The 23236-nt window shown below is 54.6% G+C and carries 27 protein-coding genes and 1 tRNA gene; 19 read left to right on the forward strand and 9 right to left on the reverse strand.

All coding sequences use genetic code 11. The annotated features are described in order from the left end of the window. Positions 1-531: 531 nt before the first annotated feature. Positions 532-1116 (forward strand): PEP-CTERM sorting domain-containing protein, encoded by a 585-nt coding sequence (locus tag QSJ36_RS03010; protein WP_180976232.1) that lies wholly within the window; start codon positions 532-534, stop codon positions 1114-1116. A 110-nt stretch (positions 1117-1226) separates the two neighbouring features. Here QSJ36_RS03010 and QSJ36_RS03015 read toward each other — a convergent pair whose 3' ends face one another. From QSJ36_RS03015 to leuB, 4 genes are all read right to left on the reverse strand, one after another. Next, a complete protein-coding gene (locus tag QSJ36_RS03015; RefSeq protein WP_022396098.1) occupies positions 1227-2762 on the reverse strand; it encodes a YifB family Mg chelatase-like AAA ATPase in 1536 nt (511 codons plus the stop codon). A gap of 73 nt (positions 2763-2835) precedes the next feature. Then, on the reverse strand, positions 2836-3711 hold the full coding sequence (locus QSJ36_RS03020) for a rhomboid family intramembrane serine protease (protein ID WP_180971120.1): 876 nt from the start codon (positions 3709-3711) through the stop codon (positions 2836-2838). A gap of 84 nt (positions 3712-3795) precedes the next feature. After that, complete coding sequence (locus QSJ36_RS03025) at positions 3796-4836, reverse strand: FAD-dependent oxidoreductase (RefSeq protein WP_285466758.1); 1041 nt, start codon at positions 4834-4836, stop codon at positions 3796-3798. Positions 4837-4964: 128 nt separating this feature from the next. After that, on the reverse strand, positions 4965-6074 hold the full coding sequence (gene leuB, locus QSJ36_RS03030) for a 3-isopropylmalate dehydrogenase (RefSeq protein ID WP_102727896.1): 1110 nt from the start codon (positions 6072-6074) through the stop codon (positions 4965-4967). Between the two features lie 165 nt (positions 6075-6239). On the opposite strand from leuB, the gene QSJ36_RS03035 reads away from it, so the two are divergent. From QSJ36_RS03035 to QSJ36_RS03045, 3 genes are all read left to right on the forward strand, one after another. Continuing rightward, positions 6240-6314, forward strand: a tRNA-Asn gene (locus QSJ36_RS03035). 163 nt (positions 6315-6477) lie between these two features. After that, entirely contained in the window at positions 6478-7644 is a 1167-nt protein-coding gene (locus QSJ36_RS03040) for a tyrosine-type recombinase/integrase (RefSeq protein WP_285466760.1), read from the forward strand. A 256-nt stretch (positions 7645-7900) separates the two neighbouring features. Beyond that, positions 7901-8260: a hypothetical protein gene (locus tag QSJ36_RS03045; protein ID WP_285466761.1), complete on the forward strand. Its 360-nt coding sequence runs from the start codon at positions 7901-7903 to the stop codon at positions 8258-8260. A gap of 229 nt (positions 8261-8489) precedes the next feature. Here the strand turns inward: QSJ36_RS03045 and QSJ36_RS12795 are convergent, their stop codons facing one another. The 4 genes from QSJ36_RS12795 to QSJ36_RS03060 all read right to left on the reverse strand — a co-directional run bounded on the left by QSJ36_RS12795 (position 8490) and on the right by QSJ36_RS03060 (position 11351). Next, complete coding sequence (locus QSJ36_RS12795; protein WP_345783924.1) at positions 8490-8852, reverse strand: type II toxin-antitoxin system HicA family toxin; 363 nt, start codon at positions 8850-8852, stop codon at positions 8490-8492. A gap of 112 nt (positions 8853-8964) precedes the next feature. Then, positions 8965-9312 carry a hypothetical protein gene (locus QSJ36_RS03050; RefSeq protein WP_285466762.1) on the reverse strand — a complete coding sequence of 116 codons (348 nt, stop codon included), beginning with the start codon at positions 9310-9312 and terminating at the stop codon, positions 8965-8967. Positions 9313-9435: 123 nt separating this feature from the next. Next, positions 9436-10380, reverse strand: a complete 945-nt coding sequence (locus QSJ36_RS03055; protein ID WP_285466764.1) for a hypothetical protein — start codon at positions 10378-10380, stop codon at positions 9436-9438. Further along, complete coding sequence (locus QSJ36_RS03060; protein WP_285466766.1) at positions 10377-11351, reverse strand: tetratricopeptide repeat protein; 975 nt, start codon at positions 11349-11351, stop codon at positions 10377-10379. The genes QSJ36_RS03055 and QSJ36_RS03060 overlap by 4 nt, the downstream gene beginning before the upstream one ends. 248 nt (positions 11352-11599) lie before the next feature. Here QSJ36_RS03060 and QSJ36_RS03065 point away from each other — a divergent pair, with 248 nt between their 5' ends. Genes QSJ36_RS03065 through QSJ36_RS03085 form a run of 5 tightly spaced genes read left to right on the forward strand, consistent with a single transcriptional unit; the run spans position 11600 to position 14827 of the window. Further along, complete coding sequence (locus QSJ36_RS03065; RefSeq protein ID WP_022395990.1) at positions 11600-11842, forward strand: hypothetical protein; 243 nt, start codon at positions 11600-11602, stop codon at positions 11840-11842. A gap of 56 nt (positions 11843-11898) precedes the next feature. Continuing rightward, positions 11899-12480 carry a putative peptidoglycan-binding domain-containing protein gene (locus QSJ36_RS03070; protein ID WP_285466770.1) on the forward strand — a complete coding sequence of 194 codons (582 nt, stop codon included), beginning with the start codon at positions 11899-11901 and terminating at the stop codon, positions 12478-12480. 21 nt (positions 12481-12501) lie between these two features. Further along, the gene (locus QSJ36_RS03075) at positions 12502-13839 is read left to right on the forward strand and encodes a DUF935 family protein (RefSeq protein ID WP_285466772.1); all 1338 of its coding nucleotides are present in this window, start codon (positions 12502-12504) and stop codon (positions 13837-13839) included. A 23-nt stretch (positions 13840-13862) separates the two neighbouring features. Continuing rightward, a complete protein-coding gene (locus QSJ36_RS03080; RefSeq protein ID WP_285466774.1) occupies positions 13863-14126 on the forward strand; it encodes a hypothetical protein in 264 nt (87 codons plus the stop codon). Next, the gene (locus QSJ36_RS03085) at positions 14123-14827 is read left to right on the forward strand and encodes a hypothetical protein (protein ID WP_087393777.1); all 705 of its coding nucleotides are present in this window, start codon (positions 14123-14125) and stop codon (positions 14825-14827) included. The genes QSJ36_RS03080 and QSJ36_RS03085 overlap by 4 nt, the downstream gene beginning before the upstream one ends. 93 nt (positions 14828-14920) lie before the next feature. Here QSJ36_RS03085 and QSJ36_RS03090 read toward each other — a convergent pair whose 3' ends face one another. Then, positions 14921-15358 (reverse strand): copper resistance protein NlpE, encoded by a 438-nt coding sequence (locus QSJ36_RS03090; RefSeq protein WP_087393778.1) that lies wholly within the window; start codon positions 15356-15358, stop codon positions 14921-14923. 229 nt (positions 15359-15587) lie between these two features. On the opposite strand from QSJ36_RS03090, the gene QSJ36_RS03095 reads away from it, so the two are divergent. The 10 genes from QSJ36_RS03095 to QSJ36_RS03140 all read left to right on the forward strand — a co-directional run bounded on the left by QSJ36_RS03095 (position 15588) and on the right by QSJ36_RS03140 (position 23232). Further along, positions 15588-16640: a phage protease gene (locus QSJ36_RS03095; protein WP_285466812.1), complete on the forward strand. Its 1053-nt coding sequence runs from the start codon at positions 15588-15590 to the stop codon at positions 16638-16640. A 1-nt stretch (position 16641) separates the two neighbouring features. Then, positions 16642-17682, forward strand: a complete 1041-nt coding sequence (locus tag QSJ36_RS03100; RefSeq protein ID WP_285466813.1) for a major capsid protein — start codon at positions 16642-16644, stop codon at positions 17680-17682. A 32-nt stretch (positions 17683-17714) separates the two neighbouring features. Beyond that, positions 17715-18110 (forward strand): hypothetical protein, encoded by a 396-nt coding sequence (locus QSJ36_RS03105; protein WP_285466814.1) that lies wholly within the window; start codon positions 17715-17717, stop codon positions 18108-18110. A 13-nt stretch (positions 18111-18123) separates the two neighbouring features. Then, complete coding sequence (locus QSJ36_RS03110; protein WP_102738834.1) at positions 18124-18537, forward strand: hypothetical protein; 414 nt, start codon at positions 18124-18126, stop codon at positions 18535-18537. Further along, on the forward strand, positions 18534-19004 hold the full coding sequence (locus QSJ36_RS03115) for a hypothetical protein (protein WP_087393788.1): 471 nt from the start codon (positions 18534-18536) through the stop codon (positions 19002-19004). The genes QSJ36_RS03110 and QSJ36_RS03115 overlap by 4 nt, the downstream gene beginning before the upstream one ends. Further along, positions 18994-19197: a hypothetical protein gene (locus QSJ36_RS03120; RefSeq protein ID WP_285466826.1), complete on the forward strand. Its 204-nt coding sequence runs from the start codon at positions 18994-18996 to the stop codon at positions 19195-19197. The genes QSJ36_RS03115 and QSJ36_RS03120 overlap by 11 nt, the downstream gene beginning before the upstream one ends. A gap of 7 nt (positions 19198-19204) precedes the next feature. Then, positions 19205-19813 carry a hypothetical protein gene (locus QSJ36_RS03125; protein WP_285466828.1) on the forward strand — a complete coding sequence of 203 codons (609 nt, stop codon included), beginning with the start codon at positions 19205-19207 and terminating at the stop codon, positions 19811-19813. A 70-nt stretch (positions 19814-19883) separates the two neighbouring features. Further along, positions 19884-20294: a hypothetical protein gene (locus tag QSJ36_RS03130; protein WP_285466830.1), complete on the forward strand. Its 411-nt coding sequence runs from the start codon at positions 19884-19886 to the stop codon at positions 20292-20294. Continuing rightward, complete coding sequence (locus tag QSJ36_RS03135) at positions 20291-22507, forward strand: hypothetical protein (protein WP_285466832.1); 2217 nt, start codon at positions 20291-20293, stop codon at positions 22505-22507. The genes QSJ36_RS03130 and QSJ36_RS03135 overlap by 4 nt, the downstream gene beginning before the upstream one ends. Next, entirely contained in the window at positions 22504-23232 is a 729-nt protein-coding gene (locus tag QSJ36_RS03140; protein ID WP_285466833.1) for a hypothetical protein, read from the forward strand. The genes QSJ36_RS03135 and QSJ36_RS03140 overlap by 4 nt, the downstream gene beginning before the upstream one ends. Positions 23233-23236: the final 4 nt, after the last annotated feature.

Raw genomic sequence — 23236 nt, forward strand, 5'->3', positions numbered from 1 at the left:
CATGTCCGCGGAGCGGCTGTTCTGCGTGGGTGACGGGTGAAAAAGCCGGGATGGCCCGGCGTATTGAACGTTTCCGGAAAAGAGCGCCGGCAGACGGGAGGGCGAGGCATATGCTCCCGCTGGGGAAAGACCGTTTCCGGGAGCAGGGGCCTCCCGGCTCCTGTAAAAACCTGCGGAAACTCCGCAGAAAAATAACTTCATTTCATGTTCTCCTTATTCCAAAGTTTAATTCCACGTAAAACAGGTATTTTAATAGGGTTATAAAGAAAAATCCAGCAACGGCGAATTGCGGGGAACGGCTCGGCCATTCAACCTCAAGAAGATGCGCCAGATTTCAGAAAAAGCGGAAAATTCAAAGACTTTTCTTCTTAAATGTAAATTGACACACCATAATAAATTTATTATGGTGTGTAACTTATGAAAAATAGATATTGTACTGTATTAATAAGTTGCGCCAGTGTGCTGGCTGCAAATGCTGCTACCATCATTGCCGAACTGCCCGAATCAGCCAATCTGTCGCAAACCGCGACCATGGCGCCGCAAACGGGAAACCAGCTGCTGGATAAAGTAAAAGGCCGTGAATTTGGCGTCTATGCGGGAGGCAATAACAACAGCCTGGCCAACTGGCCCCAGAATGGGGAGGGAACCTGGGTCAACCATGATGACGTCGGTTCCATCATCCTGTGCGGCAGAAGCGGCGTGGCCGGAGACTCCTTTGCCATGGTGCTGGGCGGCCCCCGGCAGGGAGAGCTTGTTTCCTCCATCATCTTTTCCTGTGACACGCCCACCTCCGTCATCACGAGCTACACCATGGTGCTGGCGATTTACGACTCCGCCGGAACGTTGGTCCGGAACCTTTCCACCGTGGAAAGCTTTACCTTTGATTCCACTTCAAGAACGACGACCGTTTCCCTGGACATGGCGGATTCTCCCCTGGCGTGGGGGGAAGGATACAAGCTGGTTGCCGGAGTGCGCGGCGGCGCGGGCGGCGCCACCTCCCCCTATACGCTTGCCAACATCCAGGTATCCTATGAAACCGTTCCGGAACCGGCTACCGCATCTCTGGGAATGCTTGGCCTGGGAGCCCTCGTCTTCCGGCGTTCCCGGAACCGGTGAGCGGTAAACTTTTCAATCGGGAAGGAGGCGGCCTGAAAAACGCCTCCTTTCCTTTTTCCGGTCGGAAAAGGCACGCTTTGGCATGGCGTAACGCGGCATTCCGGAATGGTTCATTCCCGGAGAGAATGTTCAAAGGCCCGGTACTGCACGGCCTCATACAAATGGGAATCCTGAATATCAGGGCTGCCCTCCAGATCCGCTATGGTGCGGGCCACCTTCAGAATGCGGTCGTAGGCTCTGGCGGAAAGGGCCAGTTCTTCCACGGCGCGGAGCAGGATGGCGCGGCTTTCCGGCAGCAGGCGGCAATGCCTCTGGAGCGCTTTTCCGGAAAGTGCCGCATTGCTGCGGAAGGGAGTGCCCGCATATCTGCTGCACTGGAGCTGCCGGGCGGCCATCACGCGTTCCCTGATGCCGGCGGAACATTCCCCGGCGGGTGCGGAGGCCAGAATAGAGGGGTCCACGGCGGGAACTTCCATCAGCAAGTCGAACCGGTCCAGAAGCGGTCCTGAAATCTTGCGGCGGTAGCGTGCGACCTGCGCCGGGGGACAGGTGCAGGTTCTTCTCCTGTCGCCCAGATAGCCGCAGGGGCACGGATTCATGGCGGCTGCCAGCATGAAGCGGCACGGAAACGTCATGGTGCCGGAAGCGCGGGAAATGACCACCTGGCCGGATTCCAGCGGTTGCCGCAGAGTTTCCAGCGCGGCGCGGCGGAACTCCGGCAATTCGTCCAGAAAGAGCACGCCGTTGTGGGCCAGGGACACTTCCCCCGGCGTGATATTCGCTCCTCCGCCCATCAGCCCGGCATCGGAAATGGTATGGTGCGGAGCCCGGAACGGACGCCGGGCCACCAGGCCGTTCCCCCGTTTCAGCAGTCCGCATACGGAATGGATTTTACTGGTTTCCAGAGCTTCCTCCGGATTCAGCGGAGGGAGAATGGTCGGGAGCCTCTGCGCCAGCATGGACTTGCCCGAACCCGGAGAACCGCAGAGAAGGATGTTATGGCCGCCTGCCGCCGCAATCTCCATGGCGCGGCGCGCATAGGGCTGCCCCTTGATCTCGTCGAAGTCAACGGCAGTCTCCTTGTCTTCGGCCTCCCGGTCCTCTCTTCCGGAAGCCGTGAAGGGAGGGGGCAGAACGGAGGAGGTAAGGAGTGCCCACGCCTCCTTCAAAGAAGCCACGGGGTAAATCTCCACGCCCTGCACGGGCGTTCCTTCGTGTGCGTTAGCACGTGGCAGCATGATGCGCTTCCTGCCCATGCGCCGCGCCTCCATAATCTGCGGCAGAATGCCCTGCACGGGGCGTACGGCGCCATCCAGGGCCAATTCCCCCACGATGCACCAGGAAGAAGCGTCCATGTCCCTTTCCGCCGCTCCGGCGACCATTCCCAGGGCGATGGGGAGGTCAAACCCCGGTCCCTGCTTCCTTAAATCCGCCGGAGCCAGATTGACGACGAAAACGCCCTGCTGGAAGGGCAGCCCGCTGTTCTGGATGGCCGTATCCACGCGCTGCCCGCTCTCCTTCACGGCCGCATCAGGTAGTCCCACGATAAAGGTGCGTTTTTCCGCCATGGGGCGGAAATCCACTTCCACCTCCACTTCTACGCCATCCACGCCCAGAACGGTGGAGGAATACAGCCGCGTCATCATTCCTCCATGCTAGGAGGAAATAATGAAAAAGAAAGAAGAATAACAAAAATACGGGGAATATCTAACAAATAATTCAACGGCGAGAGGCGCGCCGGAGAACTTCCCGTTCCTCTTCCGTCAGGCTGGACAGGCCGGAGCGGGATATTTTTTCCATGATTTCATCCACCTCCTCTTCGGAGGGATGGCTACCGGCGGGGCGGCGTGCGGAGTGCGAGGCGGAATGGTGGGAGGAAGAAACGACCCTCCGCCTGGGAGAGGACAGTTTTTCCTTCCACAGGATCAGCAATGTCAGGATGAACCCGGCGAACATGCCGCCCAGGTGTCCGGCTTCCCCGCCCGCGTTGTTCCACTGGAAAATAATGACGGCGCAGGCGATGCCGAGGACGGCCAGGGCGAACTGGCGCACGCTCAAATTGACCGGAGGGAACAGAAGCTGCACCCGGGCGCGCGGAAAAAGCACCGCGCACGCGGCCATGATGCCGTAAATGGAGCCGGAGGCCCCCACCATGGGAATGAAGCGCCATTCCGGATCAAAGAACCCCATGTACCCCAGCAGGGAGGAAAACAGGGCCGCCGCCACGCCGCAGAAAAGATAATACAGCAGGAAGCGCAGATGGCCGAAGCGTTCCTCCACGACCGGCCCGAAAAACCACAGGGCGATCATGTTGAACATAATGTGCCCCAGATTGGCGTGCAGGAACTGGTAGGTAAACAACCGCCACAGTTCCCCTTCATGAAAGCACGTGTATTCACTGTAGGCTCCGTAAAGCTGGATCAGGTCCAGACGGCCCGGCGGGTAAATATCCCGTGGAATATCCACCTGGAAGAAAAACCCGAGGATAAAGACGACCACATTGAGCAGGATCAGCCAGTGCACCATCACGGCGCCGCGCTGGTCAAACAAATGCTCCCGTACCGTATCTCCCCAGTTCTCGTTCTCCGCTCGCATATAAGGCCGCATGTAATCGTGTTCAGGGCGTTTTGACAAGGAAAATAGCTGTCCCGTTCAAGGAAGTACGGGAACCGCGCCGCATTATTTCCACAGTGCGGCGGGAAGCAGGTCCGGCGGCAGTTCCGCCCCGTGCACAAGATGTTCCGCCAGCTGGGCCGCGGCCCACGGGGAAGTGGTCACTCCCTTGCTGCCCAGTCCGGAGAAGACGAACTGGCCGTTCAGGCTGGGAATGGGCCCGGCGACGGGCTGGCTGCGCCGGATGATGGGGCGCACGGCGGCGCGGGCGCGGAGGAAGCCCGTCTCCCCGGAATAGCGTTTGACGAGGTCCAGCATCAATTCCTGGACGGCGGGGGCTTCCGGAATGCCGGGAGCGTCCCACGCCCACGCGTAAGTGGCGCCGAAGCGCCAGAAAGAACCGTTGTGAACCAGCCAGTGGCCGAAATGCAGGATGCCGGCGTGCCAGTCCAGCTCCTTCAGGTCCAGGTCCAGAATAGTGCCCTTGGAAGGGCGTCCCTTCAAGGGAGCCATGTCCGGGTGGCATCCGGCCTCCCAGCCGGTGCACCAGGCTATATGGGAAAACTTCTGCCCGTTCCAATGGAAAAGGCCGTTTTCATCCGGACGGATATCCGCGGGGGACACGTCCGCTTCCACAAAACGGCCCTGTTCCGTGAAAAACTGCCGCATGGCGTTGACCATGTCCTCCACATGGAGGACGGCGGAACCGCGCGTATAGGCGGCTTTTCCCTGTCCTTCCCAGCGTTCGGGCCACGGAAAAAGGGGGCCGGCATAGGCGCTGGATTCCGGGGCCATCTGGCGTTCCTGCCAGATTTCAAGCTGGTCCTCCGTTTCCAGTTCCCGGAAAATAGGGGTCTTCTGCCACCAGGAGCCGCCCAGTTCCCGTTCCGTTTCCGGATAAAAATCTGCTGCGGCGGACAGGCACTCCTCCTGCCGCCAGCCGGGGCGGAAGGCGCGGCCCGTCAGGGGATTCACCAGCCCGGCGGCCACACGGGAAGCTGTTTCCGCAATAGGGCGGTCTGTGATGGTGAAATCCGTGCCGCGGCGTTTCAATTCCCATGCCAGGCAGCTTCCGGCGATTCCCTGGCCGATGATAAGAACGTTCATGATCGTTGAATGAAGAACCGGAAAAGCCCGGGAATAAATGGAAGAACAGAGGAAGTGCCTCCCCCCGCTTCCGGAGGTGACAGCCCCGCAGACGGTGGAATGCGCCTGCGGAGCGGGAAAACGCCCCCTTAAAGGGCCGCAATAATGGTATCCCCCATTTCCGCGGTATTCACGCGGATTTCTCCGGAGGCGCCCGTAGCCAGGTCTCGCGTGCGGTAGCCCTGTTCAATCACGCGGCGCACGGCGGCGTCAATGGCGTCTGCCGCGTCCTTTTCCCCGAGGGAATAGCGCAGCAGCATGGAGAGGGAAAGAATCTGGGCGATCGGATTGGCAATGCCCTTGCCGGCGATGTCCGGGGCGGAGCCGCCGGAAGGCTCGTAGAGGCCGAAAAACAGGCCGTTGTCCTCATTGCCCTGGCACAGGCTGGCGCTGGGCAGCATGCCCAGGGAGCCGCAGATCATGGCCATCTCGTCGGAAAGAATGTCCCCGAACAGGTTCTCCGTCACCAGCACGTCAAACTGGCGGGGATTGCGCACCAGCTGCATGGCGGCATTGTCCACGTACATGTGGAGCAGTTCCACGTCCGGATAATCCCTGGAAACCTCAATCATCGTCTCGCGCCACAGCAGGGAATTGGTCAGCACGTTGGCCTTGTCCACGCTGGTGACGCGCTTGCGGCGCCCTCGCGCGGCCTCGAACGCCACTTTGGCGATGCGCACCATCTCGCTCTTGTGGTAGCGCATGGTATCCACGACGACTTCGTCGTCCCCCTCCTGTTCGCGGAAACGGGGCTGGCCGAAGTACAGGCCGCCGGTCAGTTCCCGGACGCATAAAATGTCAAAACCGCCTTCGATCAATTCATTCTTGATGGGAGAGGCGTGGGTCAGGGCAGGCAGGCATACGCCCGGGCGCAGATTGGCGTACAGGCCGAAATGCTTTCTCAGCGGCAGCAGGGCGCCGCGCTCCGGCTGTTCATTGGCGGGAAGGTGCTCCCACTTGGGGCCGCCTACGGAGCCGAACAGGACGGCGTCCGCCTCTTCACAGGCTCGGATGGTCTCTTCCGGAAGGGCCTTGCCGCAATGGTCGATGCCCGCGCCGCCCACAAAAGCCTCCTTGCGGCTCACGGTAAATCCAAACTTGGAACTTACGGCGTCCAGAACCTTCAGGGCCTCCGCCATGACCTCGGGCCCGATGCCGTCGCCGGCCAGAACAGCAATATGATGGTGATGTTCACTCATGTCGCTGAAAGTCTGGGCATTCTCCCCTCAAAGGTCAAGAAACACCGTTGGCATGCCCACGCCGCGGAAGCCTTTTTGCGTCAAAAAGCCTACAGAAACAAAAAAGTACTTGCCAAACGCCTGTGCCTCCAGTAAAAATCCCTCCGCGCTCCATGGAACGCAAACTCCCCTGTAGCTCAGCGGTAGAGCGGGTGACTGTTAATCACTAGGTCGTTGGTTCGAGCCCAACCGGGGGAGCCATTCTTTTTCTAAAGCCCTGTAAGTTCAATGACTTACGGGGCTTCTTTTTTGCCTGTTCCGGGGCCGAAAATGCGAAAAACCGTGGAAAAATAGCCATAAATGATGACCAAATATCATTTTTTGATTCCGTTCTGGCGTAAAATTGGCGTACTGTGAGGGCATCATGAAACGCCTGAAAATAACTCCGGTGAAGCACGCTCAAAGCGGACGCTGGCAGGTTCGCATCCCTGTCAAGCTTTCCGGAACCGGAAAGAGGGAAACAAAGTATTTCCCGACCAAGGCGGAAGCAATGGGATATATTACCAACCTGGAAGACGTGGCTGCGGGACTGCGTTTTGGGGAAACATTGATGGCGAGATCAGAATATGATGCCGTCATCGAAGAACTTGCCCGTTTAGCCCCGTTCGATGTGACGCTCAAGGATGTTATTGATTATTACATTGCGCGGCATCGGGCCAGCGATGCCCGCAAAATATCCATTCTTGAGCCTCTTTACCGTGATACGGTGCAAGATACCTCTTCTCATTACCGAACCCGTGTAAGACAGGTTTTAGGCGCCTTCACCTCTAGGTTTGGAGATTGCTTGATTGACGATGTAACGCCGGATGAATTTGAAAAATGGTTGGCCGGATGGAAAACGACTCCTCCTTCATATAATTCCGCATTGCGCCACATTAAGCCGTTTTTTGCCTGGGCCATCAGTAAGAAGTATGCTGTGCAGTCCCCCGCCGAAGGAATCAAGCAGCGTAAGCACCAGCGGGCACCCATCTCCATTCTTACGCCCGCGCAAGCTCATTCTCTGCTGGATGCCTGCCGGGACTATTCCGGAGATGGGGCTATGCCGGAAAACCTGCGTGTAAATGCGGCGGATATGAAAATAGCGGTGGCCGTCCTGCTTTTCGCCGGCGTCCGGCCTGAAGAAGTTACCGCATTGAGGTGGGAGCACATCAAGCTGGCTCATGGCTATATCAGAATTGAACCGGAGGTCAGCAAAACCAACTCCGTGCGGCTGGTGCGGATTGAGCCAAACCTCAAGGCGTGGCTGGAAACTGTACCGCCAGAAAAACGCGCTGGAAAGCTCTCTCCGAAGAACTGGCAGCGTAAATGGCAGGCAGTACGCCGGGGAGCCAGCATTAGCCATCTAAATGACGTTTGCCGCCATTCCTACGCTTCTTACTGGCTAGCCGCCCATCGGGACACGCACGGTTTACTGGAAAACATGGGGCATACCACCAGCAAGACGACGATCAAATACTACCTGACGGCCTGCAATCCGGAAGAGGTGCCCGTCTATTGGCAGATTTTCCCTGAAAACAGGAGTGCCCGCTGACCGCTGTCGGGTATTGTGGGCTATAACAGCGAAGAAATCGGAAGTGTTATTTAAGTCAGACTCTCAGGCTATTGAGAAGGTCATGAAGAATCTTGCTCTATTTTTCTCACAGATTGCCCATGGTGCCATCACAATATAAAAATGTTAGATAACGGAAATTAAATTCATCTTGACTTTTTGTTATTTTAGAGCATTCATAAGGATGTGTATTAAATAAGTTTTTTAATCACATTAATTCGTAATTAGGAGAAAAACCATGAGTGCAAAAAGTGAATTAGGCGACTTAGTGTACAATGCAGGATTGCAAATTGCACAAAACTCTGATGTTCAGAAATTTGTCAAAGATACGACAAAAGGGGTATTAAAATCTGTCATCGATCAATTACCTGTAGAAAGCGTGATTCCTGCTGTCATTGGTGGGACGAAAGCAGTCGCAGCGACCGTTGCAACTGTTGCTGCAAGTCCGATAGTTATTCCTGCAGTTATAGTAGGTGCCGTTGGGACTGTTCTTGGTGCCTGTATTGTTTCTGCCCATAATCATGATCGCGAGCATGGCTATGATTATGATGATTATTATGATACTCCTCTTCATGCCATTGATTCTTTGATATATTGACATTTTAAACAGAACACACGGAGCTATTTGCATTACGCGCGAACAGCTCCGTTTTTCGTTTAATTTGTTTTGTCTGTAGCTCTCTCAGTTCAGGGTAGTAATTGTAGATATGAGAATGGCTTGATGTCATTTTTCGAGCGCATCCCTCAGAAATATCATACCGAAAAAGGAAAAACAAAAAAGGAGCTACCCAATAGAGGTAGCTCCTGAATATAGCAGAGAGAAGACGTTAACCTTCCCAGGTTCCACCTGATGCCTCAATAGCATCCCGTACTTCCCTGATAAGATAAGGAGGGGCATTGCCGTTATCATGACCAGGGATAGTCACCGTCTGTCCATGGGGATGATCGTATACTCGATGTGAACCCCGTCCTTGCCCTGGCTGCAGAATGAATCCAGCTCTTAGCAACCGTCTGATTAAGTCTCGTATTCGCATAAGTGATTTTGAAAATACGAGAGACGGAAAAAGTTTCAATGAACGCTGTTCGAAGGGAAAAATCAGTCTTTTTAATAGCTTGTATAGCGAACTTTCAGACAGTGGGGGACTACTATACTTTGTACGGCATTGCCGTGTGAAGATGCAGTGTTGCATCAAGCCACTCTTCCGTTGTGAGTCCACGTCTGACCGCCTCAGTCTGAATAAGCCAGTAACCTCATTGGAAATCCTTATATGTACGTCTCTTTCCCTGTATACTTTGGCGTAACTATAAATTATGATGCGGGACGTTGGAGAGTGCAATAAGCGTCCTGGAAGCCCATTTTTCAATCGTCATACCATGGATGTCCGCCGTCATTCGAACCCGGTCAAATTGGCTTCGAGGAAAGGGAACCTCAATAATGTCCATGTCAGGGTCATGCTGACTCTTTTGACGACGGCTATGTTCTTCCTTCATGATGCGCTCAATGACACGTTGTCGTGTTTCCGGAATGGGGAGGTAGGAAAGCCACTTATCAACTTGACTCTTGCTGACGCCACAAAGATCGGCAAAAACCTCTCTGCTCATTTCCATATCCTTCAGGAAAACCCGGATTTTGTCTTTTATGTCATCCATGTGGGCATTTTTCCCAAATGGCAAACAGCGGCAAGTTTTTTCTGATGATTCTACTTTTTAGGAATAACTTAATACTAAAATGTTCCTATTATGGTAATCGTTTGCCAAATGAGGAAGTATTATTTAACGTTCATAAGGAATAACCTCAATCGTGTTTCCTGGCTTCCATAAATGCTGTTCTAGCATTCCTTGCGAGCTAATAACCTTGCTATCTCCAGCGGGAATAACAGTTTGCGAGGAGTATGTATACTCTACCTGATAGCCATTTCTGTCTTTGATTACAAGTTTAGCTACCATATTTAAATCTTTTCCAGTAGTGTTAAGTATCTCTGCTTTCCAAGAATAATATACATAATTCATGGATTCAGAAGTCTTTTTAATGCCTTTGCTTAGAACACTCAAAGGAGCTCCTCTTCGGGCAATTTGTTGTTGTCTAACTTGTCGTTGGGCTTGTTTTTTAGTCAGATTAGCAAATGTTGCCTCTATAGACGCTTTGTCTTTAGATTTTTGAAGAAAGCTTTGTAATTTTTCGGCACACTCTTTAGCAAGTTCTGGATCATTTTTTTCTTCTAATAATTTTGTGAGCATCAACACTAATGAGGTTGATGTTTTTCTTGCGTCCTTGGAGCTAATAAAAATATCTGGATGTGTGTCTAATAAGGAACATGCCGTTAATATTGCGAAACTAGATTTATTATTTAAGGGAGTAATTAGATTTTTTAAAGCTTCTATTGGATCCGCATTGGTCCCCCATCCCCATATATGGCATCTGGCAACCATAATTTGCGCTCCTATATCTCCATCTTTTTTTCCTCGCTCGAACCACCAAAAGGCGCGTTGATCATTTTTTGGGACTTCTTTTCCAAGTAGGTACATTCTGCCTACCTCGTAGGCCGCCTCCCCATCGCCTTCCAATGCTTTTTTAGTCAAGGAATTGAGCAGTGATGTTTCTTTAACCTGGCTAATATCAAATGAGACTTCGTGAGATTCTTCAAAGGCTTGCCCCTCTTCCGAAAATAGAAGAGCACAACAAGCACATTTAATTATTTTTTTGAAATATATGATCATTTTCTATATTCAACATTGACATTGATTTTTTTCTTAGAATTAAATTTTTCTTTCGATATAGAACGAGTCCCTTCTACTATGATATTTTTCTTTTCAGGTATGGAAATATCAAATTTGATGGCCTCATCTATTGTTTTTCCATTAATATCTAAAAGCTTGAAAGTTACAGAGCCGTTCCATAAAGCGTCAGAGGTGTTGGTAAGAAGTACTTTCCATTTGTATTCAATATCTCCATCATTAAATTCTTCCAGAATTTCTGTGGAAGGACTTTCAATGGTGATCGCTTGATTCATTTTTCCATTTTTAGCTTGCTCCAACTTCCATTTATCTTTTTCTCCGTGCTTTGCCGCCTTTTCATAAAATAGAATAGCTTCGTCGTATTTCTTTTGTTCTAAATAAAAACCTGCGAGCATGTGTTCTGCCAAACCGTAGTTTTGGTTCGCTGATTTTTTCAAAAGAGATAAGGCCTTCTCCTTTGATATGTTAAACTTGAGCGATGGGGAAAAAGGATCATTTTCGCCTTCATCCAACCCAGAAGAATGTAAAGCTAACGAATATTGTGCTTTGGGATGCCCTTTTTTTGCCGCTTGCCAGTAGTATTTCTCAGATTTTGCACCATTCTTTTTGATTCCGATCCCTTTTTCATATGCATATCCAACTAGATAGGAAGATTCCGCACTTCCTATCTCAGACGCCTTTTTCCTATAAGAAAGCGCTCGTGGAATATTTTGTTCCACGCATTCACCTGTTTCGTAAGTGTCGGCGAGTTTTTCCAGGGAATAAAGATCATTTTGTTGGGCAAGTTCCCATGTAGAAACTAGGTCAGCTTTGACTATCTCCGGAGGGGCTTGAGAAAAGCTTATGGACGTGGGGGAGGGTCGAACGCACAACCAAACGATTGTTCCCCCTATAATTCCTCCAATAAGTCCAGTAAGAGTAAGGAGAGCAATGATTTTACCGTTGAACAACATGATAAAATCATGAGAAAGGAGAGAATGAAGTCAAGACAGAATGAATTTAATTCCAGAAAAATTCCTATTCTTTGCGCCAATCCTTCAACGTTTCCACATACACGGCGGAAACGCGGCCGCCGTCTACATCTACACGGACTTCAAGGCAGTGGTCCGGGAACAGGCGGAAACCTCGGCCAAGACCGCCGAAATACTCCGCACGATGGACCTCCGCCTTTCCAACCTTGAACATCAGACCCAAAAATAATATGCCTAACAATTTATACACCAATTCAGGACTCTCTTTTTCGGATGCTCTCCACGCTTTGAAAAATGGCAAGGGAGCCAGATTGCCGAAGTGGTCCCCGGATGTAGTCATCCGCGCCCAGTTCCCGGACGAGCACAGCAAGATGACAGCTCCCTATCTGTACGTGGAATCCCGTTTCGGGCGGGTGCCGTGGAAGGAGACGTTTATCGAACTGTTTTCCGAAGAATGGGAGATTGTCGACTGAACTGTAAAGTTTTTCTTACAAGTTCTAACCAGTTCTAATCAAAACAAGTTATAACTATGAATAACACTGAAAGAAACATGGCTGCGGCCATCCTCCGCTTTGAAGACAGCCGCGTAACCGGGCCGGCCTCCCTGCGCGTCTCCCGTCTTCCCGCCGCTGACAAGGGCGGTAAGTGGGAAATTTGCGGCATTTGCGACGGCATTGAACCCGCCGTATTCAACCGCCTCAAGTCCCTGCTGGACGCCGGAAAGCGGGAAGAAGCCTGGGAGGGCTGCCTTCAGTACGTCCTGGACAATACCGCCGCGGTCCGCGCCTGGATTGGCTCCGATGCCCACCCGGCTACGGAATTCATCCTGCGCGACCATTACTTCAATTCCGGCAGCAGGAACACCGGGAAAATCCTTCAGCGCGCACTGAATATCCACGGCGCCGGGCTCACGGTGGACGGCATTGTTGGACCCAAGACCAGACAAGAGCTACAGGACCAGTTGGCCGGGACGGACGAAGCGGTATTTTTGGTTGGCCTCCAGGAAAAGCGCAAGGCGTTTTATCGCTCCTGTAAGCAGTTCTCCGTATTCGGCAAGGGCTGGCTGCGCCGTTGTGACGACGCCTTCAGTGTTGCCCGTTCCATCGTTTAACCCTTATCCCTTTTTCCGTCCATGGCATTATTTCCAAGACTCCGCGGCAAGGCGAGAGAAGCGTTTCAGATACTGGTTTCTCCGTCTGCCGACAACAAATTCAAGCACTGGCCCGCCTCCGAGCTTGACCCCAAAGCCCTGAAGGCATTGAAAGACTCCATTGCTTCCGGGCAGTTGGACCGACAAGAACAGCTCTTCATGGCTATGTTGGAAAAATGGCCGCGCCTCCGCAAGAACCTTGGAGAAATAGCAAGCGCCGTTGCCCGCATGGAGTGGACAGTCATGCCCTGGACGGAAAAAGGACAGAAGCCGACGCCGGAAGCGCAGGAAATGGCAGAACTCGTCGAATCTGCCTTCTGGCGGTCTGAACCGGAACCGGACACGGTAGAGCAGGGGGCGGACGATCTGATCAAATCCCTGACCTACATGCTCACCTGCGGCAATACCGTTCATCAAATCAAATGGGCGGCGGATGATATTATCTATCCCCGGTGCTATGAGCCTCTTTCCGCTCAATTCTACGCGTGGGAATACAACTACGGAAAGAAGGACCGCCTGCTCCTTTTCCGCAATGGCCTTGAAAACGACCTGGAAGGGGAAGAGTTCCCTCCGGACAAGTTCCTGATTGGCCTGAACAAGACCGACGTATTTCACCCCATCTTTGGCGCCAAGCTCCGGTGTCTGGTGGGTTGGTTCGGGGCTGCCTGCTACGGGCTGCCCTGGCTGATGACGTTCTGCGAGCTCTTCGGCATCCCCTTCCGCACGGCCAAGGTCAGGGGAGACGAAAAGGCCAAGGCGGAGGCCGCAGAAATGCTGCAAAACCTCGGCTCCGGAGGCTGGGCCGTTTCCACGCAAAATTTAGAGTTTCAGCTTCACGACGCCGTGAAGGGAGCCAACGGGCTGCCCCAGGCGGATTTGATCAAACTGGCGGATGAACAATGCGACAATCTCATTTTGGGTCAAAGCCTGACCAGCTCCAAGGGGGACGGCGGGGCGTATGCCCTTGGCAAAGTTCATGCCGGCATCCGCAAAGAGGTTATTGAAGACGTGGGGCAGGCCGTGGCGAACATCCTCAATTCCCAGCTTATCCCGGCTATCATCCGCCTTAACTACGGGCGCATTCCCTCCCGGCTCCCTCAATTTGTCCCCTCCATCCGCGGCATTGACGCGGAAGCCCTGGAAACCGTTTCCAAGGCGGCGGACGTAATGGATGTCGGAGAAGAATTTGCCCGTGCCATCGTCAAAATCCCCAAGCCCCGGGAAGGTGAAGCCGTTTTGAGAAAAGCCCCGTCCATCGGCTCCGCTCCGGGCCAGTACGGGGACGCCATTGAAGCGGCGGCTGCCGAGGGAAAAAACTAGCTCCGCTCGCCCTGGCCGTCGAGTTGGAGCAGGACGCGGAAAAGGCCGCTGAAGACATCTTGCAGGCGTGGGCCGCTCCATGCGTGGCCTTTGTCCGGGAACTGATCGGCAAGGCTCAATCAGGGCTTTCTGATGACGAATTCCGGGCAGAACTGGCCGCCGTGCTTGACCGCCTCCCGGACATGGACCTCACCGATGATGATTTATTACAGGAAACCCTGTGGGACGCCGGCGCGGAGGCCTACCGGAAGGGGTGGGAAATCAATCGGATTGAAGACGAGATATGAACCTGACGATCGACTTGAACGGTGTTGACCCGGTAATTGCAGAAGTGAAAAAAATAGCAGCTCCGGAAAGTTTGGCGAAAGCCAATGAACGCATGGGGGAGGGAGTGAAAAGCTGGCTTTCGTCCTGGTACAGGAACAAGGCGGAATCCGGACACTTTGAAAACACGTCCCTGCCGACCCACGGGCCTGGAAGGAAGAAAACCGGGTGGGCCAACGACATTGCCCGAAACTGGTTTGCCGAGACGACGGCGGACGGTGCCCGCATCTACCTCACCGGGCAGGCAGGGGAGGGGAACGGGGGGGAACCTCTAGACCTTGCACAATCCCTGTTATTGAAAATCTACGGCGGCACGGTGACGGCCAAGCGGGCCCAGGCGCTGACCATTCCTGTCATTCCGGAGGCGCACGGCGTTCGCGCTGGCGCTTACGCCTCTATGACGGGCCGCAAACTTTTCACTCTTCGTAAAAGCATCCTCAACCTTCGCAACAGCATGACCGGCTCCGGATTGGAGCCGGGCTGCCTTTTTGAATCGGACGGGCATGGCGGAGTCAGGGCCGTCTATAAGCTCAAGAAGTCGCAGATCTTTGCGCCATGGCCGGAGGCTTTTCCGGATATGGAAGAACTTACGGGCATAGCATTCAAACACTTCATGGATGCCATGCTTGATGACGGGGGAGGTTCCGAAGACTGGATAAATTGACTAGGAGAGCTAAGCTGAAAGACGGTGTAAAATAAACCGCCGCAGAGGGGAAACTGCGGCGGAGTAGAAAAAAGATTTGTTATAGAAATAGTTTTATTTCTTTTTTAAAATATAATGTTCGGATAAGATTCCTTGATTAATTGATCCTTCTTTGTCTGACAACATTAATTTACTACCATCAAGTATTTTATAATAAGATTTTTCATTAGAAGAGGTTAGAGATAATTCAATCAAGTTTCCATTTATCAAATTATAATGACCTTTTGATTCGAAAGTTGCGCTTTTTTCTCCTTCTCCTATATATTCGCTCCTCAGTATATAAGTTTTATCCTTATTTAATGTCAGTGTCGTCTTTATACCTTCACAATCGGCAGCGGGAAGAGTTCCTTCATAAGTGCCGTAAAAATTAGAATTTTCCGACTTGTTTTCTATTTTTGTTCCACCGTTTTCAATTTGATCATGATTCTCTTGAGGAGCATTGCAACCGGTTATGACAACTAAACATGTGGCCCATAAAAAAATCATTTTCATGGTAAGTACCTTTCTTTTTTAATTAGTGTTTTTTCTTAATTCAATAGAGCAGGGACTGAGAAATCAATTCTCTCCCAATACCATTATAATATTACGTAAAACTTTGGGAGGTGGCAAGATATTATTCTCGGCCAGCCGGGATTTTATTCCTGATCGTTACGGCTTGAATATTTTGTAGCCCATTTTGCGTCTATTGCCCCATACCTCCACTGTGCCTCATCATGGGGGCATGAGTACGCTGATAACGACGGTAGCCGGCAACCACGGCAAGGCTCCCATGGCTATCCTGTGGGCCCCCAAAGGAGAACATACTATTAAATGCTCGCTCAACGGCCAGCCGGGAACGTGTGTGGTGCGGGTAACGTCCGACTGCGTTCCCCGGCTCAATGCCGACCTGGAAGCCAAGCTATCCAGCAACGTCAAACCGGTCGGGCTCTATGATCATGAGATGGGGCCCGCCTCTTACAAGCCGGGACGGTTTGTGTGGAACGAGGAAAAAGGCGTTGTGTTGGAACTGGAAGGATGGACGGAGAAGGGAAGAACGGACGTGGAAGGCGGCAATTACGGCTATCACAGCCCCCGCTTCCGGCGCGACAAGGGAACCGGGGAAATCCTCGGCCTGTTGCCGGAATCCATAGAAGTAGGTTCCTTGGTCAATGACCCCGCATTTGACGACATCGAACGCATTGCCGCCAGCCGAATGGAGGGCGACGTAGCCCATTTTGACGACGTTGAAGACCCCGGGAAACCGGGCGACAATAGAGACCTTGAGAAGCCCAGGGAGGGCCTCGACCAGCAAGACAACCATACAACCAACCGAGACATGGACATCACTAAACTCGTTGCCCTCGGCATTTTGACCGAGGAAGAAGCCAAGGCTGAAAATGCCGAGGCTATCGTGTTGGAGCGCATCAAGGCCCTGCAGGACAAAGGCAAGGCCAGCTCCGATGAATTGGAAGCAAGCAAGAAGGAGCTGGCGAAATGCCAGGAAGAAATTGCCGCATCCAGGAAGCAGGTGAAGGAACGCGCCGTCCAGGACGTTGCCGATGCCATTGCTGCGGGCAAAATCGCCCCGAAGGATGAAGCATCCAAGACCTTTTGGGAACGAGCCCTGACGGAAGACTATATTGCCGCCAGCAAGCAGTTGAACGCCCTGCCGAAAAATCCCGCATTCGATGACGTGAATGCCGGCAAGCCGGAAGGCTCCCCAAAAGAACCCGTCACGGGAACCGCGGCTCTTCGCAGCTCCTTTGAAACCGAACTCAATAACCTGAACAAGTAATATGCCCGCGAAAGAATTTATGACCCTGCTGGACGTGCTTCAGCAGGAAGGAACAGGATCTATCAAGGCCCTTGACGCAGTCCGTTCTGTTGGACTTGCATCCCCGGAAGTAACCGCGTTTCCCGTTACCGTTATTGACGGAACGCAGTACGAAATCAATATGCCCACCGGCATTCCCCGTTTCGGGTTTCGTCCGGCCAATGCCGGAGCCAAGAACCTGACGACCGAATACACCAATAAAACCGTTAAGTGCTACTACATTGACGGACCTATTGCGGTGGACAAGGCCGTTGTCACCAGCTCCGCCAGGGGGGCGCAGCTGCTCACCAAGGAAACCCGAAGCGTTACGTTGGGTGCCATGGCCTCCATTGCCCTGCAGATGTGGTACAGGCTTCCGGAACAGGAAAATGTGTTCCCGGCTATTTCTGAACAGATGGGGGATTATATGACAATTTCCGCGGATCCTTCCAAGCAGGAAGACTCGGAAGCCAACCGCGCCGACAACTCCGGAGCTTCCGCTTACCTGGTCATTTTGGGTGACGACTTCCTGCACTCCATATGGGGGAACAAGAAGACGCTTTCCATGTCTCCGGTGCAGGAAGAGACCGTAGCCAGGAATACGGAAGACGGGGAATCAGGAACAATGAGGGCCTATACTTCCCGTTTGGAAGGCTGGACGGGCATTGCCGTGGAATCTCCGTTTTCCGTGGCCCGCATCAAGAACATCAGCGCCCAGCATCCCTTGACGGACAAACTTGTCGCCAAGGCGAAGAGCCTGTTTCCTGCGGCCTTGCGCGGCATGATTTCCTATGTGGTTATGAACGGCAATGTGAAATTGCTGTTGCAGGAATCCAGAACCCTTACGCCTGCCACCGGAAACGGCGGAACGGGCATGATCGCCCCTGAACCCGATTCCGTGATGGGAATCAAGATTCTGGAAGTGGATTCCCTGCTTGATGACGAATCACTGTCCAGCGTCCGCGTCGCATTTGCGGAAGACTTTTTCCGCGCCCGTCGCAACTCCCTTGCCCTCAAAAATTAACCTTTTATCCGCAGAAAGGAGAAACACACCACATGATGAAGAATATGTACCGCAATGACGAAGCACTTACGATCCGTCTGAAGATGCCGGGAACCGGAAAGACGGTAACGTCTGCCCCGATTCATATCGGACAGAAAGGAGGCATCGACAGCGCTGTCATTTCATTGAAGCACGAAGAGCTTCCCGCGCTGGCCGCCGGCAAGACGATGACCCTCACCGTCGAATCGTCCGAGGACGGTGATGCCTGGACGGAACTGGATTCCCCGAAGCTGGTTGCGACGGGGGGTGAGAGCAATGGTTCCGGCTCCGGAGAAGTGTTCATGCGCGTTCCGTTGGAGGCCGGCCCCTGGCTGCGCCTGAAAATCACAGCTGAAACGTCCGCAGGCGACAGCACGGCACAGGAAGCCGTCCTTGCCGTCAAGGTATAACCTTATTGAAACAATGGCCCTCGTAAGGATTACCCCGGAAGCGGTTGCCCGCTATTGCCAGGACAAGGAAATTACTTCCATTGCCCGGGACAAAATCAGCGACATCATCCGCGAGGTCTGCAACGAGGTGGCGGCTGCAGTCAACTCCTGCCCCAGAAATGCCAGGATTGCGATGGATTCCAGTTCCGTTCCCGCGGAGTTGGTATTCACCACCTGCATTCTGGTGCGGGATGCCGTCACCAGCTCCGTGCCAGGTTCAAGCGAATCCCTGCAGGGGACGGCGCGGGCGGCTCAATATCAGGATGCCCGCGCGAAACTCCGCGCCGTGGCTGCCTGTGAAGTCGAGTTTGCCCCCTACGATGGGCACCAGCCCAGCGACGTCATTTACGGAGGGCCGAAACACCAGGATTGGAGCAATCCGATATGAAGAAAACCCTGAAGAAGTCGCCTGTCATTGCATTTGCGGAAGTCCTCTGTCAGCGGGCCGTGGAAATTTGCTCCGCGGCCAACAACGGGGAAGACCCGGAAATCATTATTAAGGCATGGGACGGTTCCTTTGAGGAAGAAATCAAGAGGGTGACCGGTTCCCTGGAAACCGTCATCGTCATGGAGCGTCCGGAAATTGTTCCGGACAAGTTGAGCAGGAGCGGCAAAAGCACGGCCAGATGGCACGTCACCGTGGAGAGCAACCCGCTTCTGGACGGTGACGGCTGGGACGCCGACGACCTTGCCGACATCATCCAGGAGGGCTTTCACAAGTGGCGCCGCAACCATGCCCGGCTGATGATGACGGAGGTAATCGTTACCAGCTCCAAGCCGGCTCTCGCCAAAATCCTGAAAAAGTCCATCGTCCTGACGATGGAAACAACCCTGATTATCAAACATGGCAACTAAACCCACCACCGCCGCGGCCCAGGAGGCCGCTACTGCTCCGGCGCCCCGCATCGTCAAATGCCGGGTGGCCGTCAACAAGCTGGAACTCCCTCACGGCATCGCCGCGCGGGGAAAAATCGTCCACATCCCGGAAGACGTGTACAAAGTCCACGCCGACGCCGGGAAAGTGACCTTTATTGAAAACGTAAATTAAAACCATTATGCCCGAAGAAGAAACAATCTCGCCGACCCCCGAGCTGGTCAACAAGGAAATGCTTGTCGGTACCTTCCTGGATTTGTGCCCTTTCGGCACGGAAATCACGAAGACCGGCGGTACGGACACCGTTGACGAAAGCTTCAAGCCGGCCAAGGAATCAAAAGCCTGGCTGCCGGGCGGTGAAGTCATCGACTACAAGATCACTCCCGCCACGGAAGACGACTCCCGCACGGCGTTCAGCCGCGCCACGAAATCCTATGTCACCCGGAAGAACACCAAAGTAACCGGCAACACGATTGAGGTGAACGTCACGGAAATGAATCCGCTGCTTTGGCAGATCATTTACCAGACGGACCGCTTGGAAGCCGGAAAGGAGGTGCAGCCTTTCTCCCGCACCAGATTCGGAGAAAACATGTGGGCGCGCCTTACCAAGTACCAGGAAGACAAGAAGGAAATTATGGTCCTGGAAGTCGCGGCGCTGCTCAAGGTAGAACTCCCCACGGAAAACAACAAGCTGCTCACGCCGAAACTGACGCTTGAGGTTATTCCTTCCTCCCTGAATTCCCTGACGCCCACCGAGGAAATCGCTTTCCCGGCTTCTGCCGAGGCATAACACGCGGGCCGCCCCTCTGGTTCTTTGCATGGGGAGGGGCGGCCCGTATTCCCTTTACCATTTTTGAGACATGGAAACGACTGTTTCTCCTTTTTCCGTTACTTTTGACGGGCGCCCCGTCGTCCGCGCCGGGGAATGCCTGCTCGATGCCCTGCCGGAACACGCTTTCCCGGTCCAGTTCGGCACCTCGGCAACTCCCATCATCAACAGTCCGTTTCCCCGCCTGGATGCCTTCGGGAACCTTTCCATGTCCTTCTCCATCTCCACCGTCCGGGAATGTGATTCCCACATGGACGCGTGGAGGAGCTTTTACGAATGGCTCCGCGACTGGAAGACGGCGGGGAAGGGAACCCTGGCATGGGCCGACTGCCTCGGTTCCCATGAGCAGCGGTTCGAGGCCGTCGTCACCGACGCGGAACCCAAAGTGACAGGGCTGTATTTCATCGTCTCCTACAACTTCACTCTTGGCAAACCCCTATGAAAACCCTTGACGTTTCCAGCAGCGAATTCCTGGACATCGCCGAAAGCCCCGCCTACAGCCGGCTTTCCTTCGGGGGCGCCTCCGTCTCCTTCCGCGTGCCCGTAGACCGCTTTTCCGAATGCCCCTACGAAGAGGGGGAAATAGTGAAAGTCGTCTGGCGCGGGAAAACCCTGCTCATTGGCCCGGTCATCAACCCGGAACACTCCCTGGACGGCACCTCCGAAAGCTGGGACATCAAAATTCATGACTACTGGTGGAATCTCGCCAACATCCAATATTTCAGCGATGGGCGCTCCCGCGGAATCTTTGCCTCATATCGATACGGCACCGATGGGAGCGAGGTCAAACAGGCCACGGCCAAAATCAAGGACGCCCTGTCCGGCATCCTGGACCACGCCATCAAAACGGCTCTGGTTCCCATCAGGTATGACCTTCGGATTGACGAGGACGCCGAACTGATACCCTTTGCCTACTCTTCCGAGACTTACGCCTCCCTGCTTATCCAGGTGCAGAAGTGGCGCCCCAATATGGCCGCGTGGTTTGAATACGGCTCTGACGACGCTGTCACGCTGGTCATCGCCGATCATGCCAACCTGCCGGACGTGGTGCTTGACCTGTCCGCCGTGGACGTGAGCACCCTTTCCCTCAAGGCGCGGCCCGACCTGGTGCCCCCTGCCGTAGGGCTGACCTGCAACGCCTCCATTGGCACCAATGTGCAGCGAGCCGTGGCCGTCTACCCTCCGGGGGCGTCCCTGTCCCAGCCTTATGTGGTCACTGCGGAGGTGGATGTGCCGGGCGGGCTCAATGTGTCGGATGCCTCCGGCCAGCACGAGCCCGTGGAAACTGGGACGCTGGGCTATGACGCTCCCCGGATGACCGTCAGGGGTGACAAATTCCCCGCGGCAAAAGCTCAATGGCTGGCCCGCGTCAAGCGCTGGGTGCCGGCCCTGGCGGACTGCGCCAACCTGGAAGTTGCCAACCTCCCGACAGTGGTACCTATCACTCCCGCTGACGCAGAGCACCGGGGCTATGACCGCAACGCCATTTCTCACGAGCTCATAGGCGGCCAAATCAACGGAAAGAACTCAAAAATCAAGTGGGGCAAGGTCAAGGTAGACGTTCGGCTGCGCGCCACGGATCCGCCCGCCACGGCCAAGCAGTATTTTCCGGAATTTGCCGGGCGCACGGACGGCGGCGACCGCTGGATAGGGCTGATCCCGTTTGAGGTGACGACGACCAACGTCGCCCATGCCCGGTACCTGATGGACGACAAGGGAACGGTGGAATACCTGGATAACGGGGACGGTCCGGTTGACCCCGGTAACCCGGGAGACGACGGAGACTACAATTCCGCAGCCCTGTACGTCAAATTTACGGAGAGTATCTACAAGGCGACCCGCATCATGCCCTATGACGGCTCCGCGACTGTGCACGACGACTTTGACCAGGTCTGCGGGGGGCGCCTCTCCATCACGGGAGGGCTGCGCGAGTGGGAAACCATGCGTTCCGTCATCCAGGAAATTACCCTCGACCTCAAGACGGGAGCGTCTGATGTGACGGTGGGTGCCGCGGAACAGCTTTCCTTGCAAGACTCCATCGACAAGAGCAAGCAGCTCGCCGATGCCCTCCGCAACACCTCCCAGGCGTCCGCTTCCTCGTCTTCCGGCGACGGTTCCGCGGGCGGCGTGGGACCGGGCGGCGGCGGGACCATCCCCAGCCCGGACATGGACGACAAAAAGCCGGAGCTCCCCAGCGTGGGACCGTCCGTCAAGATCGGACAAGCCCAGGAGCCCCCGGCCATGGGGACAAGCGCCGTTGAAGTCGGCTTCCAGTGCCGGCTTGCCTACGATGATGCCGGGAAGGTGAATGAAGCCTACATCCGCCAAGGGAAGGCCATGTATGCCGGCAACTACATCGGGGGCATGCTGCCGGAGGGCGCCGGCTCCGGGGGCTGGGTGAAAAGCCCCACCACCTCCGGGGAAGTCTGGCTGAAGGTGCAGTTGGATAAAGACGCCAAATACATGGGTTCCTATCTTTCTGCGGTCGGCGGGGTTACCGATCCTGTGAAGCTGGGGGAAGAGGACCGCCAGACTCCTTATGAATATTTTTTCCACCTTGCCACCATCGACGGCAACAAGGTTGTGCAGCATCAGGCGGGGACGGTCTACTTGCAGATACACCCGGGAACCTTCGGCCCCTCCGGAAAGTCATGATCAGGATTTATATTTTTACGTATGCCGGAGATGCGAACGAGGCTATTGCCTGCGTCCGGTGCGCCAGAACGGCCCTTCCCGCGGCGTTGGTCACGGTAGTGGATGACAGCGCCGCCCCGGTGCCGGAAAACGTCAGGCGGGCCTTCCTGGCTTACGGGGCGCGGTACCGTCAGAGCAGCTTCCCCCGCAACGGCAACCTGCGCGGCCCGGAATGCGTCCGGGGGATTATTTCCACGCTGGCCGGGGGCGCCGCGGATGATGACATCGTCGTCAAGATTGACTCGGATACGGCGCTTCTGTCCGGTTCCTGGATTGAAAGCATGCCCGGTGCCGGCCTGGACTGGTATTCGTGCGGCTACGGTGTCCGGGAGGCCCACGGGCTTGCCTACGCCATGAGCGGACGGGCGGCCAGACTGGCGGCCGCCGCCCTGCAGGAACGCGATTTGCCCCCGCTGGCCCCGGAGGATTTGACGATTGCCCGGACCGTCTTTGACCTGTGCGGAGATGACCGCGTCCGGCTGGTGAGTCCGTGGACGCCCAGCAACCGGGCCGGGCGCTGGTCCTGGTGGAACTGGGACAGCAGTACAACGGACCCGGAGGACTACGCCCGCTCCTATGACGTGGTCAGCGTCGGCAACCCCCGGCCTCCCCACATTCCCCAATCCTCCCGCTGGGAGGTCATGCACGCCCTTTGCGACGCCCGCTTGAATCTCGACAACCAATAAATAA

Source organism: Akkermansia sp. NBRC 115031 (genome assembly GCF_030268505.1).
Taxonomy (GTDB): domain Bacteria; phylum Verrucomicrobiota; class Verrucomicrobiia; order Verrucomicrobiales; family Akkermansiaceae; genus Akkermansia; species Akkermansia massiliensis.